Source organism: Carnobacterium sp. (assembly GCF_040274945.1).
In the GTDB taxonomy this organism is placed as follows: domain Bacteria; phylum Bacillota; class Bacilli; order Lactobacillales; family Carnobacteriaceae; genus Carnobacterium_B.
In genome coordinates, this window is record NZ_JBEMAR010000001.1 from 390691 (window position 1) to 407657 (window position 16967).

Here is a 16967-nt window from a genome sequence, read left to right on the forward strand (position 1 = left end):
AAAGGGAGGAAGCAATTTTTTATTTTCCTATTGATTTTGTTGTTCAATAAAAGTTTTCACTTGGTTTAAATCATCTAAAATCATGAGCGTTTTTTCTTTTGCTTCATTCGTTGGCAGTATTAAATCCGGTATCATAATAACTGGGATGTTAGCATCATAACTTGCTCGAATTCCATTAAGCGAATCCTCTAAAACAAGTGTATGCTCTTTTGGAACCTGCGTTTTCAACCATGCCTTTTCATAAATTTCCGGGCTTGGTTTTGCTCGCGTTACTTCATCTCCTCCAATAATGGCATCAAAATAGGGAGTGAGTTGTTCTTTTTCTAAAAATAGTGAAACAAGCGATTTGATACTGCTGGAAGCAACTATCTTCTTTATATTTTTACTTTCTAAATAGTCCAGTAATTCAATCAACCCTTTTTTCTTACGCAATCCGTTAACTTCTACATGTTCTAGCAAAGCTTGACCGCCTTCGTTGATAAGTGTCTCAGCGGCTTCTGTTTCAAATGTTAAATAAAGTTCCTTATGGAATTCTTCATCAGAAACTCCAATATATTTTTCATGAAACTCCCACGTATACGCCAAATCAATCCTTTTAGCAATCGTTCGATTCGCTTCATAATAAAGCACTTCTGTATCAAACATTAGCCCGTCCATATCAAAAATAACTGCTTCAATTTTAGTCATGATTTTTCCTCCAAAATTTTTATTCCTTATTTGCTGCTTTCACATATTCTCTCACTTCAGAAACAAAATACAAAGATCCTGTTACAATCACTACACCATTTTCATCCATTTCATTAAGAGACTCTACCAATGCCTCTTGCCAATATTCGATTACTGTCCCGTTCTTTAGCATTAGTTTGGTTAAGTCATCGATTCCAGCGGCTCTAGGATAGTTGAAACTCGTCAGAATCAACCGGCTATTGGGTATCGTTTGCAATTGATCTGTCATCCCTTGAATGTCTTTATCCCGCATAGCTGCCATAATAATAGAAATTTCTTGTTGAGCAAAGTTTTTTTTAATCGTTTCAACTAATGTCTTTATTGCGTGTTCGTTATGTGCCCCATCTAAAATCAGCAACGGTTGATCGTTTATTTTTTCCATTCTTCCAGGCCAAAAAGTATTTTTCAGACCACTCCGTACTTTTTCATGATTCACAGCTAAACCTGTTTCATGACTGTAAACTCTTAATGTTTCAATTGCTACAGCTGCATTTTCTACTTGATGTCGTCCCAACATTTCTATTTGAATAGGACTAAGTCGCATAAAATCATCTTCAAATACGAATTGCTCTCCCCAAGTAGGAAGAGTTTGCCATTTTGTAACAAAAAAGTCTTTATTGTATTTCATTACCGTACTATCTTGATCAGTTGCTTTCTGTTCGATTACTTCTAGGGCTTCTTGGCCAATTTTTCCAGTTACTACGGGAACAGCTGTCTTAATAATACCTGCCTTATTCATAGCAATTTCAGACAAAGTCTCTCCAAGTAAATTCATGTGATCCATTCCAATTGTCGTAATAACTGAGACTACTGGATTAATAACGTTCGTTGAGTCATACAACCCACCTATTCCTACTTCAACTAGCACTACATCAGCATGTCCTTCACCAAAATAAATCAACATCATCATTGTAATAATTTCAAATTCACTTGGTCCGCCTAGGTCTATCTTTTTTAATTCTTCTGTAAGAGGATAGACAGTATTTGCTAAACGCAAAATCTCATCATCAGACAGTGGTTCACCATTGACGCTCACTCGTTCGTTAAACATTTCGATATATGGTGAAGTGAACGTCCCAACTATTTGTCCATTTGCTTCCAACATATTCCTCAAGAAAGCCAATGTAGAGCCTTTACCATTTGTGCCTGCTATATGAATCGATTTAAATTTTTTTTCTGGATGACCTAGCTTACCTAACATCCATTCCATACGCTTTAATCCTGGCTTTTCACCAAAAGTTCTTGTTGCATGAATCCAGTTCAATGCTTCTCCATACGTAGTGAACATGACTTACCTCCACTTATTTATATTCCATACGTAGTTAATTATAAACTACGCTGTTCATTTCAACCATTAAAATATCACACTGTACATCCCATCATTTACTATAGGCTTTTCTCAAAGAACAATAAAACGAGTAAAAAGCTAAGAGAGATCCTAGTTTTTACTCGTTTTATTGTTAATAGGTTACTGATTAAAGTTGATTTTTCAGTACTTTTATACGTTCATTTACTGCAGCATGTTTTTCAAGGTAATCGCCTTGTTTTGCTTTTTCGGCTTCAACTACTGCATCAGGAGCATTATCTACGAATTTTTTATTCGCTAATTTTCCTTCTACACGTTTCACTTCTTTGTTCCATTTATCCAATTCTTTTTCTAAACGAGCGATTTCTTCTTCTAAATTGATCAATCCAGCTAGTGGCAAGTAAATTTCAGCACCTGTGATTACAGCTGACATAGCTGTTTCGGGAGCTTCTACATCACTTGAGATCGTCAATGTTTCAGGATTACAGAAGCGTTCAATATAAGAAGTATTATCTTTCAAGAATTGTTCAATTGTTTGATCGTTTGTTTTGATCAATAACTCAATTTTTTTAGATAATGGTGTATTTACCTCAGAACGAATATTACGAACCGAACGAATCAATTCCATCAATACATCCATCCCTTTAGTTGCTGCTTCATCAGAAAGTTCTGGATGAACAACTGGGTATTCTGCTACCACTAAGGATTCTCCTTCGTGAGGAATATTTTCCCAAATCTCTTCAGTAACAAATGGCATGATTGGGTGTAACAGACGTAACGTCTGATCCAATACATAAGCTAAAATACTTCTAGTCGTTTGTTTCGCTTTTTCATCTTCTCCAAATAATACTTCCTTACTCATTTCGATGTACCAGTCACAAAAATCATCCCAAATAAAGTGATACAAGTGGCGACCCGCTTCTCCAAATTCAAAACGCTCGAATAAGTCGGTTACTTTTTCAATGGTTTCATTTAATTTGGTTAAGATCCAACGGTCAGCAACCGTTTTTTCACCTGTTAAATCAATTTGATTGACAGTAAAGTTTTCCATATTCATCAATGCAAAGCGACTAGCATTCCATATTTTATTGATAAAGTTCCATGCAGCATCCATTTTGTCATAACTAAAACGAACATCTTGCCCTGGAGCAGAACCGTTTGACAAGAACCAACGTAATGCATCCGCTCCATATTTTTCAATCACATCCATCGGATCGATCCCGTTGCCTAGTGATTTACTCATTTTACGGCCATCCGTGTCACGGATAAGTCCATGAATCAATACGTTATTAAATGGTCGTTTTCCAGTAAATTCTAAACTTTGGAACATCATACGACTCACCCAGAAAAAGATAATGTCGTATCCTGTTACTAATGTATTGGTAGGGAAATAACGTTTAAAATCTTCAGATTCTTCATCAGGCCAGCCCATTGTAGAAAACGGCCATAAAGCTGAACTAAACCACGTATCCAAAACATCTGGATCTTGTACCCAATTTTCACTATCTTCAGGTGCTTCCATACCGACATACAACTCACCGCTTGTTTTATGGTACCAAGCAGGAATACGGTGGCCCCACCACAATTGACGTGAAATTACCCAATCGTGAACATTTTCCATCCAACGCATATACGTATTTTCGAAACGCTCTGGCACAAAATTAACTTTCTCTTCTGTTCCTTGGCTTTCGATTGCTTCTTTAGCTAGTGGTGCCATATTTACAAACCATTGCGTAGATAACCTTGGTTCTACTACAACTCCAGTGCGTTCTGAGTGACCAACACTGTGAACCACTTTTTCGATTTTGATCATTCGACCTTCAGCTTCTAAATCTTTTACCACAGCTTTACGAGCTTCAAAACGATCCATTGTTTCATACTTGCCAGCCAATTCATTCATTGAACCATCATCATTCATCACATTGATTTGTGGCAAATTGTGACGTTTCCCAACTTCAAAGTCATTAGGGTCATGAGCAGGAGTGATTTTTACAACACCTGTACCAAAATCCATTTCAACATAATCATCTGCTACAATTGGAATTTCACGATTCATTAATGGCAATAGAACTGTCTTACCAATTAATTGTTGGTAACGTTCGTCGTCTGGATGGACCGCAATCGCTGTGTCCCCTAGCATCGTCTCAGGTCGTGTTGTCGCAATTTCTACTACTCCGCTGCCGTCTGTTAACGGATAACTCATATGATAAAAGGCGCCTTCAACATCTTGGTGAATAACCTCGATATCTGATAAAGCTGTTTTAGCTTTTGGATCCCAGTTGATGATGTATTCTCCACGGTAAATCAGTTTTTTATCGTACATCGTTACAAATACTTTACGAACTGCTTCAGATAATCCTTCATCTAGTGTAAAACGTTCACGACTATAATCAACTGAAATACCAACTTTTGCCCATTGTTCACGGATCACACTGGCATACTCTTCTTTCCAATCCCATACAGTATCAATAAATTTTTCACGTCCTAAATCATAGCGTGAAATACCATCTTCAGCTAATTTAGCTTCTACTTTTGCTTGGGTTGCAATTCCTGCATGATCCATACCTGGCAACCATAGAGTATCAAAGCCTTGCATTCTTTTTTGTCTAACAATAATATCTTGCAAGGTTGTATCCCAAGCATGACCTAAATGCAATTTTCCTGTTACATTTGGAGGAGGAATAACGACAGAATAAGCCTCTTTCGTCTTATCTCCACTTGGCTTAAATAGTCCTTTTTCTACCCATTTTTCATAACGACCAGCTTCTACTTCATTTGGTTGATATTTAGTAGACATTTTCAATTCATCAGTCATTTTATCTCTCCTTTACAATTTTAATTAAAAGATTTATACAAACAAAAAAAGCATCCATCCCAATAATAAATTATTATTAGGACGAATGCTGTTCACTCGCGGTACCACCTATATTGCGTACTTTACTAATTTCAAAAGTACACCTCTTAGTTCCAATTTTAACGGATCGTTACTCCGAACAAAGTTACTGTATGTTCACCTTGTCAGCTCCCAAGCTACCTTCATTTTATCACGACTAAGAACTCCCAGCATTCGTTCTTTTCTCTATCAGTCAGCAAATAAAATTACTCTTCTTGTTCATTGCCTTTTATTTTTACATAGTAGCATTAAAAAAGTTATTTTTCAATACGTCTTAGGGATTTCCTCAACGTGCTGCTCTAGCTGCTTTGATCGCTTTATCATAGTCAGGTTCACTAGACATTTCAGGAACGATTTCTTGATACGTGATTTCACCTCTTGGATTAACAACAAATACTGAGCGTGCTAATCGCTCAAGATCTTCCATTACTAAACCATACGCGTTACCAAAATTTAATTCACTATCATGCAACAACTCCATTGAAATGTCTTTTCCAGCACACCATTCAGCTTGTTCTTCTTTAGTGTTATTCGAAATAGTAATCAATTGTACACCCTCTAATTCGCTGGCGATTTTATTGAATTCTTTTGCTTGTAAAGCACATACTCGTGTATCAATGTCTGGAATGACACTGATTATAACAACTTTCCCCGAAAATTCGTTTAATCCAACTGTTTCATCTGCTAAGTTTTTTATAGTAAATTCAGGCGCTTTATCTCCAACCTTTGTTTGAACCCCTCTTAATTTATGTGGTGTACCTTTTCTAGTAATTTCCATATTAAACACTCCTATTCTATGACTCATCTTAGAATAGTATACGAATAATCATTTTTTAAAGCAATATTTCCGTACGAGTAGTCAAATTCTATTATTACTCCACTTATCTGAAGGCTTATTTTATCTCATTTATTTTTTCAGATGGATTACCAGGATATAACGCTTCGTTTTGATAGACCATTGTAAAAATTTCACTGGAGAAATCAATATATTTCATTTGAATAGTATCCGGCACTTTTATTCTTCCAGGAGCAAAATTTAAAATGGAAGTGATACCAGCGTCTATTAGATCATCTACTACTTCTTGAGATACTTCACTAGGTACAGCACAAATAGCTGTGTGAATTTGTTCTTTCCTAACGAGTTCTTTCATTCGTTCCATAGGAAAAATTGGTACACCAGATATTTCTTTCCCTAAATAAGGCGATTGAATGTCAAAAGCACACTTGATTGTAATGTTTTTTTCTTTCTTGAAATTATTGGTTAAAATGGCTGTTCCTAAATTCCCTACGCCAATAAGTACTACATTAATGATATTATTCACATTTAATAATTCTCGAAATACTTCAGTTACATAAACGACCTCATACCCATATCCGCTTCTTCCTAATTCACCAAAATGAGAAAAATCTCGACGAATCGTTGCTGAAGGAATTTGTGTCAGTTGACTTAATTCTTTTGATTTTATGCGCTCTACCCCTGTTTCATTCAATTTTTTTAATGCACGATAATAGATAGGTAGCCTTTGAGCTGTTGCGTTTGGAATTTGATGTATTTTAGTCGTTATTTCCACTTATCCTGCCTCCTGTCCTTTAATTTCTTCATTATCATACCATCTTTCAATTATTAACTCAATATAATTGTGATTAACATCACAATTATATTGAACAAAAAAAGAAGACAGATGTTTCCATTTATCTTCTTTCTTTAAAGACCTCCTAACTATTAATCGTTTATCGAAAAAACGATGTTTCCACCAACAATGGTTTTCGAAACGACTAGGTCTTTCAATGCATCTTTTTCTATTAAAAACGGATTTTGCTTTAGAATTGTAAAATCACTACTATAACCAGGTTTTATTTTCCCTCTAGAATTCTCTTTATAACCTGCAATGGCACTTCCTTTTGTGTAAAGCGATAACGCTTCAAATACAGAAAGCTCTTCTTCCGGAAAATAACGATATTTACTTTTCCCATCTCTTTTCGTTCTAGTAACAGCTGCGTGTATACCAAAAAAAGGATTGGGTATTTCAACTGGAGCGTCACTACCTCCTGCAATTGGAAATCCAGCATCTTTTATAGTCTTCCATGCAAAGGCTAGAGGTGGATGATCTCTACCTAAAACATCTAGTGCCCACGGCAGATCGCTGCTCATAAATTGCGGCTGTAAATCAAAAATCAAAGGTAAGTTTTTAGCCTTTTTTAGTAATTCAACATTTAACCAAGGTGTATGGATCATTCGATCAAGTTGTCCAGGCAGCGGTGGAAATTGACGTAACGTTTCAATTACTTTTTCAAATGCTCTATCTCCTAAAATATGGATGGCTACTGGAAGTTTAGCTTTACGTGCAGCTTTGATAAGGGCTATAAAAACTTCATCTGTTTGAACTTGTAGGCCATAATTAGTAGTACCTGGATACGGGTAGCTCATTAAAGCTGTTCGAGATCCTACTGTTCCATCATAAAAGATTTTCATTGCTCCTAGTTCTACATAAGGATTGCCATCCAGGTACATTTCACTTGAATGATTGTAGGCACTCAATTCCTTATGGTGAATCAAGAGATGCACTCGAAAAGCTTTTCTTTTTTCTTCAATAACTGTATGAAACGTTTTCAGGGTTCCTTCGAAGCCGTTAAAGTAATGCAGATCCTCCGAATGTCCCCCAGTTATTCCTTTTGACCATAAATCTTCGATCGCTAAAGTTAAGTATTCTTCTTGTTCTGAAGGAGTCGTCTCAGGAAAAGCATTTATAGCTAAATTTGTTGCTTCATCTTTTAAAATACCTGTTAATTTCCCTTCTTTATCTAATTGAATTTCACCACCACCATCATACATCTGGCCATCTTTAAGCTGTATTTTATTGATTAATGGTGTGTTGATAACAACATTATGGTAATCGATTCTGCGAACCAATAAGGGATGTGATGTTGAAATAGCATCCAAGTCCATTTTTGTAAGAGGCGTTGGATCGTCTTCCCATTCATTTTCATTGTACCCCTCAACAAAAAGCCACTCATCTAGAGCTAATTGTTCAACTTTTTTTCGGATTTGTTCCAAACTTATTTTTTTACTTTTAAATTGGTTTAAATTTAAACGGGCTAAACTCATTCCATACCACAATAAATGCAAATGGCTATCTACAAACCCCGGAAATATCGTTTCTCCATTTAAATCAATTTCCTCGCTTATTTTATTGCCATACTTTTTTTTCAATTCATCTTCTTCGCCTACAGCCAAAATGGTTTCACCATCAGTAAGGACTGCAGAAACCGTTTCGTCTTCTTTTTCCATTGTAAAAAAAAGTCCATTTTTCCATAACTTCACTTTGACATCCTCCTATCGTATTCGCTATTTTTATTATACCTACTTAATTTTTATTTAGCAGTATTAAGTTACATAAGTAGAACGATAGAAAAAAGCTAAACACATACTTTGTGCCTAGCTTTTTTCGGATCTATAATCTTTAGTGCTGATAGATTAATCAAACTACTCACCAAGAATTTCTGGAGGAATAGGTTGGCTTGTAGCCCTATATAGGATTCAATGAGAATTATAAACCGTTAGAGCTTCAGCGATTACGGTTTATTTGAAGCTTGAAAGTCTGTAAGACTACAGGCTTACAGGCGGTCCCATGGCTCCACAAGCAAACCCGTCCAATTCCATAAGAAATTTTAGTTTGAAGCATCCACACCATTTGTCATACAACCTTTTTTCAAGACTGCATTTAATTATAATAAACTTGAAAAATCAGCTTCTTGTTGTGCTTCTAATGTGTCTCCAACAGTAATTTTAGTGATTACTAAACCGTTCATCGCTCTTTCTATTAGTCCTTCAACATCAAGTCGCTCTTCATATTTACGAGCTTTTTCTAGTTTAGGTTGTGTTTTAGGCGCTGGAGGAGCAAAAATTGTACAGCAATCTTCAAATGGTTGGATGGATAAATCAAATGTATCAATTTTTTGAGCAATCTCAATAATTTCATTTTTATCCATTGAAACAACTGGTCGTATGACCGGAGTCGCAGTTACATCATTGATTGCAATCATACTATGCAACGTTTGCGAAGCTACTTGTCCTAATGACTCACCATTGACGATTGCTAATCCTTTGCGTTCTTCGCGGATAAGGTCGGTCAATCTCATCATCATTCTTCGTGTAACAGTCATTAAATAACCTTCTGGAACAATTTTCTTTATTTCTTCTTGAATTTCGGTAAAAGGAACTTCAATAAATTGAACGCTGCCTGAGAAAGCAGCTAATTTAGCAGCTAAATCTTTCGCTTTTTGAAGAGCTCTTGGACTTGTGTATGGAGGGCTGTGGAAATGAACAGCTTCTACATTAACACCGCGTTTCATGGTTAAATAGCCCGCTACAGGTGAGTCGATTCCACCAGATAACATCAGCATACCTTTTCCACTTGCCCCTACAGGTAGACCACCTGCCCCCATAACCGTCTTGCTGGATAAAAAGAATCCTTCATTACGAATTTCAACTCGTAATGTAATGTCTGGTTTTTTCATTTGAACTTTTATGCCTTCAACTTTGCTGAAAATTTCTGCTCCCAACAATTGATTCATATCGTTCGTATCCAATTCATAATCATGATCAGAACGTCTAGTCATGACTTTAAAGGTTTTGCCATCTGTATACAGCTCTTCGATCATTTCGACTGCAACTTTTTTCAACAATTCAATATCTCGTTCCAAACGTCTAACCGGAGAATAATTTTGAATACCAAAGATAGATTCTAATCTCTTCAACACTGCATCACTATCTGCACCATTTAATTCTAGATGCATACGGTCACGCTCTCCATGTACTTTTAATTCTTCAAAATCTTGTAAAGCAAACTTTACATTTTGAGCCAATTTGCTAATAAAAATGCGTTTATTTTTACCTTTAGTTGATAGTTCACCATAACGGATCATTACTTCATCGTATTGCATGTGTTACTTACTTCCTCTCTTTATTCCCTTTAAGTTTATTTAATATCTTTAAATTGTTGATACAGTTGATCAAATTCGCCCATAAAAAGTTTTGCTTCTGCTAAATTATTGGTATCGGTCAAACTGATACGCACTGCACTTGTGGCTAATTTTTCAGGGACATGCATAGCTTCCAAAGTACTAGAACCCACACCACTACGGCTTGAACAAGCACTAGTGGTTGAAATATAAATGTCCTTTTTTTCAAAAGCATGAACCATTACTTCTCCACGAATGCCTTTTAAAGCAAAACATAATATATGAGGTGCTCCTTCTTTTTGAGAAAAAATCGAGACTTTTTTATATCCTTCTAATTGCTGTACCAAGTATTTTTTTATTTCTCTTTGATCCTTTTGCTTCTCTTCTGATTTTTCAAGTACGAGGCGTAACGCTTTAGCCATAGATGCTGCGCCAGCTACATTTTCTGTACCACTACGTTTGCCAGATTCCTGTCCACCACCATTTAAAAGCGGGGCAATTTTTTTCCCTTTTTTAATATACATAAATCCCATACCTTTAGGCCCATGAAATTTATGAGCAGAAAAAGTAGCTAAGTCAATTCTTGACTCTTTACCTAATAATAACGGTACCTTCCCAATCGCTTGTACTGCGTCCACATGAAAATGAACGGTTGGGTAATCTTTTAGCACTTCCCCAATCTCTACAATTGGCTGAATACTTCCCACTTCGTTATTTACAACCATTACCGACACTAGAATAGTATCCGATCTTAATGCTTCTTTTAAATCAGAAACAGAAACTCTTCCACTCTGATCAACGGGTAAAATAGTTACATCAAATCCCAACATCTTCAACTGACCAACGGATTCCTTGACTGCAGGATGTTCCACCGCTGTTGTAATCACGTGTTTGCCGAATTGTCTTTTTTCAATGGCTGTTCCTTTTATAGCCCAGTTATCTCCTTCTGTTCCACCACTAGTAAAGTAAACCTCTTCAGGCAAAACATGCATTAAATCAGCTATCTGTTTTCTAGATTGCTGAAGCAACCCATCCGCATAGTTGCCTAACAAGTGTAAACTGGAAGGATTTCCATTGATGGTTTGACTTACCTTTTCATAAGTTTGTAAAACATTTTTATCCATTCTTGTTGTTGCGCTATTATCAAAATAAATCATTTTATTGTCACACTTTCCTTTAAATTATTCCTCAAGTGAAAATTCTTTACTATTATAACAAAAACTTTTTCGAATACAAGACGTCTCTTTTTTAACAAAACAAAACAGAGCAGCGCTAATCACCACTCTGTTGACTCTTTCTTAATCGGTTCAGTTCTTTTATCTATTTAGCACTTTGGCTTTTTTCTTCATAATACTGGTTCTCAACTTTTTTGAATGCACCTGGTTCTACAACTTCTAGTGCTGTAGAGACAACTTCAAGCGCTTCTTTATATTGAAATTCTTTATTAAACAAATCATTGCTTTCCAAAATGGCTTCTCCAATTTCAGGATGTTCATTTCGGTACCGATTCGCATACTGCATCATATATTCTGTCAGTAATGCACTATCCACGATTTCTTCAGTTTTATCAATAAGTAATTCAACATCATCTTCACATAGGTCACACATTTTTTTTATTTCTGTCATATCGATTTTCAATTTATTTAATTCTTTGGCTAATTTTTCAATCCGCTCTGTTGTGACAAAAAATAAATCTAAATATTCTTCAGGTAACCCTGGTAAGTGCTGCTTTTCAATGTAGCGTTTTATGCCACGCATATTAAACTCAAAATCATCAATTTTTTCTTTTACTTCAGTTTCTTCTTTGCGTAAGTCAGCTAATTGAGTGATCAATTTTTCTTGCTCTTCTTCAATATGAGTTAACTTTTCTCCATCTGCAGCATAGGTTTCTTCAACCACTGTATAGACGGCTTGATTTTTCTCAATCCCACTTTTAAATGTTTCAAAATCAAGTTTAATTTCATCAATTTGTTCTTGCATTTTTTTTGTTTGCTCTAAAACAGCATCGTTTAATTTGTAACTTTGTGATACGCGGTCAATCTCAATCATTAGTTGTTGATTTCTCTTATTCACAAATCCAATAAATTCAGCCAAAATAGTCTGCTCTTTTTCGACTGTTTCTTTAGCATTTAATTCTGCTTCCATAACATCATAGATCTGGTTGATTTTTTCTTCAATTATCACATTCAGCTTTTGGGCCTCTTCAGGTTCACATTGCTTAAGTAATTTCTCACCTTGTTTGATATCATTTTCAATATCCGAAATGTCGGCGGCTATTGAATCTTCTAAAAAGACGAAGTGTTGCACATCCTTTAATTCATGGTATCCTTCTTTTAACTCTTGAACTTGAGCCGGAAATTCTGTACTAATTTCTTTAACTAAGCTAGGAATAGCCGTAACTGCATCATTTAACTCTTTTGTTTCATGGCTAAGCTTTTTCAATACTTCTTCAGCCTCAATGTGGTCTCCAGAAACCGTTAAGTCAGAAAAATTAGCAAAACTTAATTCTAAAAAAGTAAGTTTCTTTTCTAATCTATCCAGTGCTGGGCCAAAAGAAAAACTTTGTGTTAGTAATTTTTTCCGAATGCTTTGATACATTTCTTGGACTTTTTTTATAGCTTGATTATTTTTTTCTTCACTTTTTAATAGTTCGTTTAACGCTAATTGAATTTCTTTAATGTCCTGTTTCGTGCTATTCATCAGCTCGCTGCTTTTCTGTTCAGCTTTGCTAGCTTTGATCAATTGTAGACGGTCTGTTGCCTGCTCAGCATCAAACAAAAGATTTTCTATATCAGGAAATGCCGTCATCTCTAATTTCTTCCATTTTTCTTTCCATTGCTCAAAATTTTTCTTTGTCTGTCCTGTCAAAGAAAGATCCTTAACACTTTGAAGGGTTTCTGATATGGGTGTATCTATTAAATCAAATTTTTCTTGTTCCAGCTTGTTGATCGTTTGATAATGCTTTTTTTTCATAATATAACTGGTTATATAAGATACCAGAGCTAATACAATGATAACCATTAAAACTGTTTCTATTTTCATTTTAAAACCTCCGATTGGATTACTGCTAAGTTCATTTTGATTTCACAAAAATAGTTATTTCATTCTATGTAGGAATGTAATGGTATGTCTAATTTTTATAAAGGATTTACTTATAAAAACACCTATTGTATATTATAACATAGAAGAAAATATTCTCACACCTCAATCTAGGAAAATAATCATTTTTCTGATATGTTGCTGAGAGACTTTTAAGGAGTGCTTACATGACAAAAGAATCTGCTTATTCATTAACAAATAAACAACTTAGTGCTGTAATAGGTGATGAAACTAATTTCATTGCAAATTTAAGTAACGCAGCAGCTCTATTATTCGAGAACTTACCTACTATCAATTGGGCAGGATTTTATTTATATGAACCAGCTTCTGACGAATTGGTCTTAGGACCCTTCCAAGGTAAAGTAGCTTGTATAAGAATACAAAATGGTAAAGGGGTTTGCGGAACAGCATTTGCTAAAAAAGAGAGCATTTTCGTTGAAGATGTTAATCAATTCCCTGGACATATTGCTTGTGATGCAGCAAGCCAATCTGAAATTGTTGTGCCTTTAATCAAAGAAGGTCATGTGATTGGTGTTTTAGATATCGATGCTCCTATTACTAGCCGATTTGATGAAATCGATCAAAAATATTTAGAAGAATTTGTCCAAATTCTTTTAGATCCTTCAATTATATAATAGAATACCTTGACTTACTAATGATTTATAGCGTATAATTGCGTTTGTGTAAAATAATGCAGCGTGAGAGTGGTATTCACGTCAACAGTTCATTGCCAGTAACGGTGCAATTGCGTAACCTATGGCTGCAAAGGTGAAGATTGAAAAATGGACTGCACGAAATACTGAACTTCAACTTATTATTTTACTCCAAAAAAAAACATTTATTGGAGGAATTACATTATGTCACGTTATACAGGTCCAAGTTGGAAAGTTTCTCGTCGTCTAGGCATTTCACTTTCTGGCACAGGTAAAGAAATCGAACGCCGTCCTTACGCTCCAGGCCCTCATGGTCCAAACAGCCGTAAAAAATTAACAGAATACGGTCTTCAATTACAAGAAAAACAAAAATTGCGTCACATGTTTGGCATGAACGAACGTCAATTCAGTAACTTATTCTTAAAAGCTGGTAAAATCAAAGAAGGTAAACATGGTGAAAACTTCATGATCCTTTTAGAACAACGTTTAGATAATGTTGTTTACCGTTTAGGTTTAGCTACTACTCGTCGTCAAGCACGTCAATTAGTAAACCACGGCCACATTCTTGTTGATGGCAAACGCGTTGATATTCCATCATACAGCGTTTCAGTTGGACAAGTTATCACTGTACGTGAAAAATCTAAAAACATGGATATTATTAAATCAGCTGCTGAAGCATTATTCGGCCGTCCTGATTACGTAACTTTCGATGTTGAAAAATTAGAAGGTTCATACAACCGTTTACCATTAAGAGATGAATTATCTGCTGAAATTGATGAAACAATCATCGTTGAGTACTACTCTCGTTAATAACTAATTTTATTAAGAATCAAAGAAATGGCTCAAGCCGTTCCTTTGGTTCTTTTTTTGTTCTTTTATTAAAAAAATTAGGCAGATTTTTTTAATAGACAACCGTTTCCAATGGCTAAATACCAAGTTTTATATGAATTTGATGAGAATTTCAAAAAAGCAGTTCAAGTATATTTTAATTCCTATAATTTTATGGTAGACTTTATTGATTAATAAATAGCAATTATTCTTTTTATCCAAGTAAACTTTATTAAAAAAGTCATTTGCCCTCATTTCATTTAGCTAAAAAGGAGTGTACATTGTGTCTAACCATACAGTAGTTGAAGTTACTGGCCCTGCCGTCAAATTAAAGAGTAACAAGTCGAAAATAGTGATTCATTTTCAAGATGATTTTAATGCCCTTATAAACTATGAATTTATCGTCCGTAAATTTAATGAGAAAAAAGATAACGATAACAACGACAAACGCTGAGACTGACATTCAGCGTTTTTTTTTATTTTCTATCTTCTATGCTGAAAAATAATTATTTTTAGTCTGAAGCTAAAAGTGGTACACTAATGAATAGGAACTTAAATAGCGTTAGAAGCAAATAAGGAGTGTATTGTTTATGACAAACAAAATGAATGTGGAAAGTTTTAACTTAGATCATACAAAAGTTAAAGCACCTTATGTTAGATTAGCAGATAAAAAAATGGGATTAAATGGAGATAAAATTTTAAAATATGATGTTCGTTTCTCACAACCAAATAAAGAACATATGGATATGATGAGTGTCCATTCCCTAGAACATTTAACTGCTGAATTGATTCGTAACCATGCAGATTATATTATCGATTTTGGTCCTATGGGTTGCCAAACAGGTTTTTATCTAACCGTTATCAATCATGAAAACTATGATGAAATTTTAGAAGTTTTACAAAAAACAATGGAAGACGTTTTAGTAGCTACTGAAGTTCCAGCAAGTAACGAAACTCAATGTGGTTGGGCAGCTCATCATACTCTAGAAGGTGCACAACAATTAGCAAAAGATTTCTTAGCAAAACGGAATGAATGGCATATTGTATTTGCTTAATCTAAAAAAGGATTCAACGCGATAATTACCGTGTTGAATCCTTTTTTGTTTTAATTGCTGCTTTCTTGTAATTCATGTACGCTGTAAGCCTGTTTATACAATGGCAATAACTGCATAAATGTATCAAGTATATAGTTTTGGGTCTGATTTGGATTCATCAAAAGTGGATCATTGGCCCAAATCTGTCTTCCAATTAAAAATTCTCCCTTCTTGACCGTTTTCCATCGCATCAATCCACTGAGTAATTCGGCTTGATGAATTGGTATCACTTGTTCTTTTGTGTGATCCCATGAAACAACGTAATCATTAGGCATATCATATAATAGAGTTGGTTCCTCGATAATTTTCTGAGCCATTTTTTCTTCATATAGAGGGTTATCAATAAAAGCCAACCAAATAAAAAGATGCGTTCCATACAAGCCTAATTGAAAATGAGGGTATTTTTTGTATCCTCTTTTATTCCCACCAATCGCCATCCAAGTATCTTTTGGAGCGTTCTTTGTTCTTCTTATATGTTGGGCAATATGAACAGGCAGACTTTCTTTATTCAATTCAGCTGCTAACTCCTTCGCTAGCCTCTGTCCTAGTAGATGAAACTTTGGTTGAATTTGTTTTCGAATGGCTGACATTCTAGGTTCTAGCCCTTCAATAGTAAACACCGCAAAATCGTCTTTGGTAAATGTGACATTATCCATTCTTCCACTCCTTGAATTCGATTCCTGTCTCTATTTTACCAAATAAACAATCAAATTAGATTAAATTTTTAATAGAGACCTTTATTTTATAAAATCACGTCTTTAAACTATCAAGGTATGATTCATTCATAAGGCTGCTCGTATAGAATTTTTTGGTCAATTTTTTTTTAGCTTTTCTTTGTCAGCTTGATCAAATACAAAAAGTTTTATTTCATTGAGGTTCATGCTATACTATTTTTTAATCTAAGAGAATAGTGAAAATGTTAATTCATTAACAATGACTATAAAAGGAGGGTTTTAAAATGGCTGACAGAGAGACTCAAGACTATTTATCAAAAGGCATACATGGAAATAAAAAAACAAACCCTGATGAAAGAAATAAATATTTTGGCAGTCTTAGAGAACGTGTCTATCTATCAATGACCGTTGAACAACTTATTTCTGAAAATTATATAGATGCTTTAAAACAAGAAATTCAGCTTCATCCAAATCAACAATTGCTCTTGAATGGACAAATTGATATGAATAAATTAACCCCCTATATCAAGCTATGTCAAGAATACAATTGTTCTTTTCGGATCGTATCTGATGAAGGAGCTCTACGTAGTCCACTTGGATTGATTTATGTCTCATCGACTGCTGTTGATGAAACTGAAGTGGACGTAGCCGTTAAATACCCTTTGATGACTCCTCCAGAAGAAGAGGACAAGAAACCATCATTTTTCAAAAATTTATTTTCATAATGAATAC

15 protein-coding genes and 1 other annotated feature are annotated in these 16967 nt (G+C 34.9%); of the genes, 5 read left to right on the forward strand and 10 right to left on the reverse strand.

Going from position 1 to position 16967, the window contains the following annotated elements; genetic code table 11:
* Nucleotides 1-27 precede the first annotated feature (27 nt).
* The 9 genes from ABS916_RS01855 to ABS916_RS01895 form a co-directional block, all read right to left on the reverse strand.
* Nucleotides 28-687 carry an HAD family hydrolase gene (locus ABS916_RS01855; RefSeq protein WP_350450279.1) on the reverse strand — a complete coding sequence of 220 codons (660 nt, stop codon included), beginning with the start codon at nucleotides 685-687 and terminating at the stop codon, nucleotides 28-30.
* Nucleotides 688-706: 19 nt separating this feature from the next.
* Nucleotides 707-2014: a bifunctional folylpolyglutamate synthase/dihydrofolate synthase gene (locus ABS916_RS01860; RefSeq protein WP_350450280.1), complete on the reverse strand. Its 1308-nt coding sequence runs from the start codon at nucleotides 2012-2014 to the stop codon at nucleotides 707-709.
* 187 nt (nucleotides 2015-2201) lie between these two features.
* Nucleotides 2202-4847 carry a valine--tRNA ligase gene (locus tag ABS916_RS01865; RefSeq protein WP_350450281.1) on the reverse strand — a complete coding sequence of 882 codons (2646 nt, stop codon included), beginning with the start codon at nucleotides 4845-4847 and terminating at the stop codon, nucleotides 2202-2204.
* Nucleotides 4848-4921: 74 nt separating this feature from the next.
* Nucleotides 4922-5157: a binding site (T-box leader), on the reverse strand.
* Between the two features lie 54 nt (nucleotides 5158-5211).
* Nucleotides 5212-5703 carry a thiol peroxidase gene (gene tpx, locus ABS916_RS01870; protein ID WP_350450282.1) on the reverse strand — a complete coding sequence of 164 codons (492 nt, stop codon included), beginning with the start codon at nucleotides 5701-5703 and terminating at the stop codon, nucleotides 5212-5214.
* 115 nt (nucleotides 5704-5818) lie between these two features.
* Nucleotides 5819-6496, reverse strand: coding sequence for a redox-sensing transcriptional repressor Rex (locus tag ABS916_RS01875; protein WP_350450283.1), 678 nt, complete (start codon nucleotides 6494-6496; stop codon nucleotides 5819-5821).
* A gap of 152 nt (nucleotides 6497-6648) precedes the next feature.
* Nucleotides 6649-8247 carry an amidohydrolase gene (locus ABS916_RS01880; protein WP_350450284.1) on the reverse strand — a complete coding sequence of 533 codons (1599 nt, stop codon included), beginning with the start codon at nucleotides 8245-8247 and terminating at the stop codon, nucleotides 6649-6651.
* Nucleotides 8248-8651: 404 nt separating this feature from the next.
* Nucleotides 8652-9869: a tRNA uracil 4-sulfurtransferase ThiI gene (gene thiI / locus ABS916_RS01885; protein WP_350450285.1), complete on the reverse strand. Its 1218-nt coding sequence runs from the start codon at nucleotides 9867-9869 to the stop codon at nucleotides 8652-8654.
* 35 nt (nucleotides 9870-9904) lie between these two features.
* Nucleotides 9905-11044: a cysteine desulfurase family protein gene (locus ABS916_RS01890; protein ID WP_350450286.1), complete on the reverse strand. Its 1140-nt coding sequence runs from the start codon at nucleotides 11042-11044 to the stop codon at nucleotides 9905-9907.
* Between the two features lie 163 nt (nucleotides 11045-11207).
* Nucleotides 11208-12929, reverse strand: coding sequence for a septation ring formation regulator EzrA (locus ABS916_RS01895; RefSeq protein WP_350450287.1), 1722 nt, complete (start codon nucleotides 12927-12929; stop codon nucleotides 11208-11210).
* 224 nt (nucleotides 12930-13153) lie between these two features.
* On the opposite strand from ABS916_RS01895, the gene msrC reads away from it, so the two are divergent.
* The 4 genes from msrC to ABS916_RS01915 all read left to right on the forward strand — a co-directional run bounded on the left by msrC (nucleotide 13154) and on the right by ABS916_RS01915 (nucleotide 15522).
* Nucleotides 13154-13621: a free L-methionine (R)-S-oxide reductase MsrC gene (msrC, locus tag ABS916_RS01900; protein WP_350450288.1), complete on the forward strand. Its 468-nt coding sequence runs from the start codon at nucleotides 13154-13156 to the stop codon at nucleotides 13619-13621.
* Nucleotides 13622-13843: 222 nt separating this feature from the next.
* Nucleotides 13844-14449 carry a 30S ribosomal protein S4 gene (gene rpsD, locus ABS916_RS01905; RefSeq protein ID WP_013710464.1) on the forward strand — a complete coding sequence of 202 codons (606 nt, stop codon included), beginning with the start codon at nucleotides 13844-13846 and terminating at the stop codon, nucleotides 14447-14449.
* A gap of 301 nt (nucleotides 14450-14750) precedes the next feature.
* A complete protein-coding gene (locus ABS916_RS01910; RefSeq protein ID WP_156097349.1) occupies nucleotides 14751-14921 on the forward strand; it encodes a hypothetical protein in 171 nt (56 codons plus the stop codon).
* Nucleotides 14922-15057: 136 nt separating this feature from the next.
* Nucleotides 15058-15522, forward strand: a complete 465-nt coding sequence (locus ABS916_RS01915) for an S-ribosylhomocysteine lyase (protein WP_350450289.1) — start codon at nucleotides 15058-15060, stop codon at nucleotides 15520-15522.
* Nucleotides 15523-15572: 50 nt separating this feature from the next.
* Here ABS916_RS01915 and ABS916_RS01920 read toward each other — a convergent pair whose 3' ends face one another.
* Nucleotides 15573-16217 (reverse strand): YktB family protein, encoded by a 645-nt coding sequence (locus tag ABS916_RS01920; protein WP_350450290.1) that lies wholly within the window; start codon nucleotides 16215-16217, stop codon nucleotides 15573-15575.
* Between the two features lie 302 nt (nucleotides 16218-16519).
* On the opposite strand from ABS916_RS01920, the gene ABS916_RS01925 reads away from it, so the two are divergent.
* A complete protein-coding gene (locus tag ABS916_RS01925; protein WP_350450291.1) occupies nucleotides 16520-16960 on the forward strand; it encodes a YueI family protein in 441 nt (146 codons plus the stop codon).
* Nucleotides 16961-16967: the final 7 nt, after the last annotated feature.

Coding starts and splice junctions, on each gene's coding strand:
- ABS916_RS01855 (WP_350450279.1), bottom strand. CDS start 687: ATGACTAAAATTGAAGCAGTTATTTTTGATATGGACGGGCTAATGTTT.
- ABS916_RS01860 (WP_350450280.1), bottom strand. CDS start 2,014: ATGTTCACTACGTATGGAGAAGCATTGAACTGGATTCATGCAACAAGA.
- ABS916_RS01865 (WP_350450281.1), bottom strand. CDS start 4,847: ATGACTGATGAATTGAAAATGTCTACTAAATATCAACCAAATGAAGTA.
- tpx (WP_350450282.1), bottom strand. CDS start 5,703: ATGGAAATTACTAGAAAAGGTACACCACATAAATTAAGAGGGGTTCAA.
- thiI (WP_350450285.1), bottom strand. CDS start 9,869: ATGCAATACGATGAAGTAATGATCCGTTATGGTGAACTATCAACTAAA.
- ABS916_RS01890 (WP_350450286.1), bottom strand. CDS start 11,044: ATGATTTATTTTGATAATAGCGCAACAACAAGAATGGATAAAAATGTT.
- ABS916_RS01895 (WP_350450287.1), bottom strand. CDS start 12,929: ATGAAAATAGAAACAGTTTTAATGGTTATCATTGTATTAGCTCTGGTA.
- msrC (WP_350450288.1), top strand. CDS start 13,154: ATGACAAAAGAATCTGCTTATTCATTAACAAATAAACAACTTAGTGCT.
- rpsD (WP_013710464.1), top strand. CDS start 13,844: ATGTCACGTTATACAGGTCCAAGTTGGAAAGTTTCTCGTCGTCTAGGC.
- ABS916_RS01915 (WP_350450289.1), top strand. CDS start 15,058: ATGACAAACAAAATGAATGTGGAAAGTTTTAACTTAGATCATACAAAA.
- ABS916_RS01920 (WP_350450290.1), bottom strand. CDS start 16,217: ATGGATAATGTCACATTTACCAAAGACGATTTTGCGGTGTTTACTATT.
- ABS916_RS01925 (WP_350450291.1), top strand. CDS start 16,520: ATGGCTGACAGAGAGACTCAAGACTATTTATCAAAAGGCATACATGGA.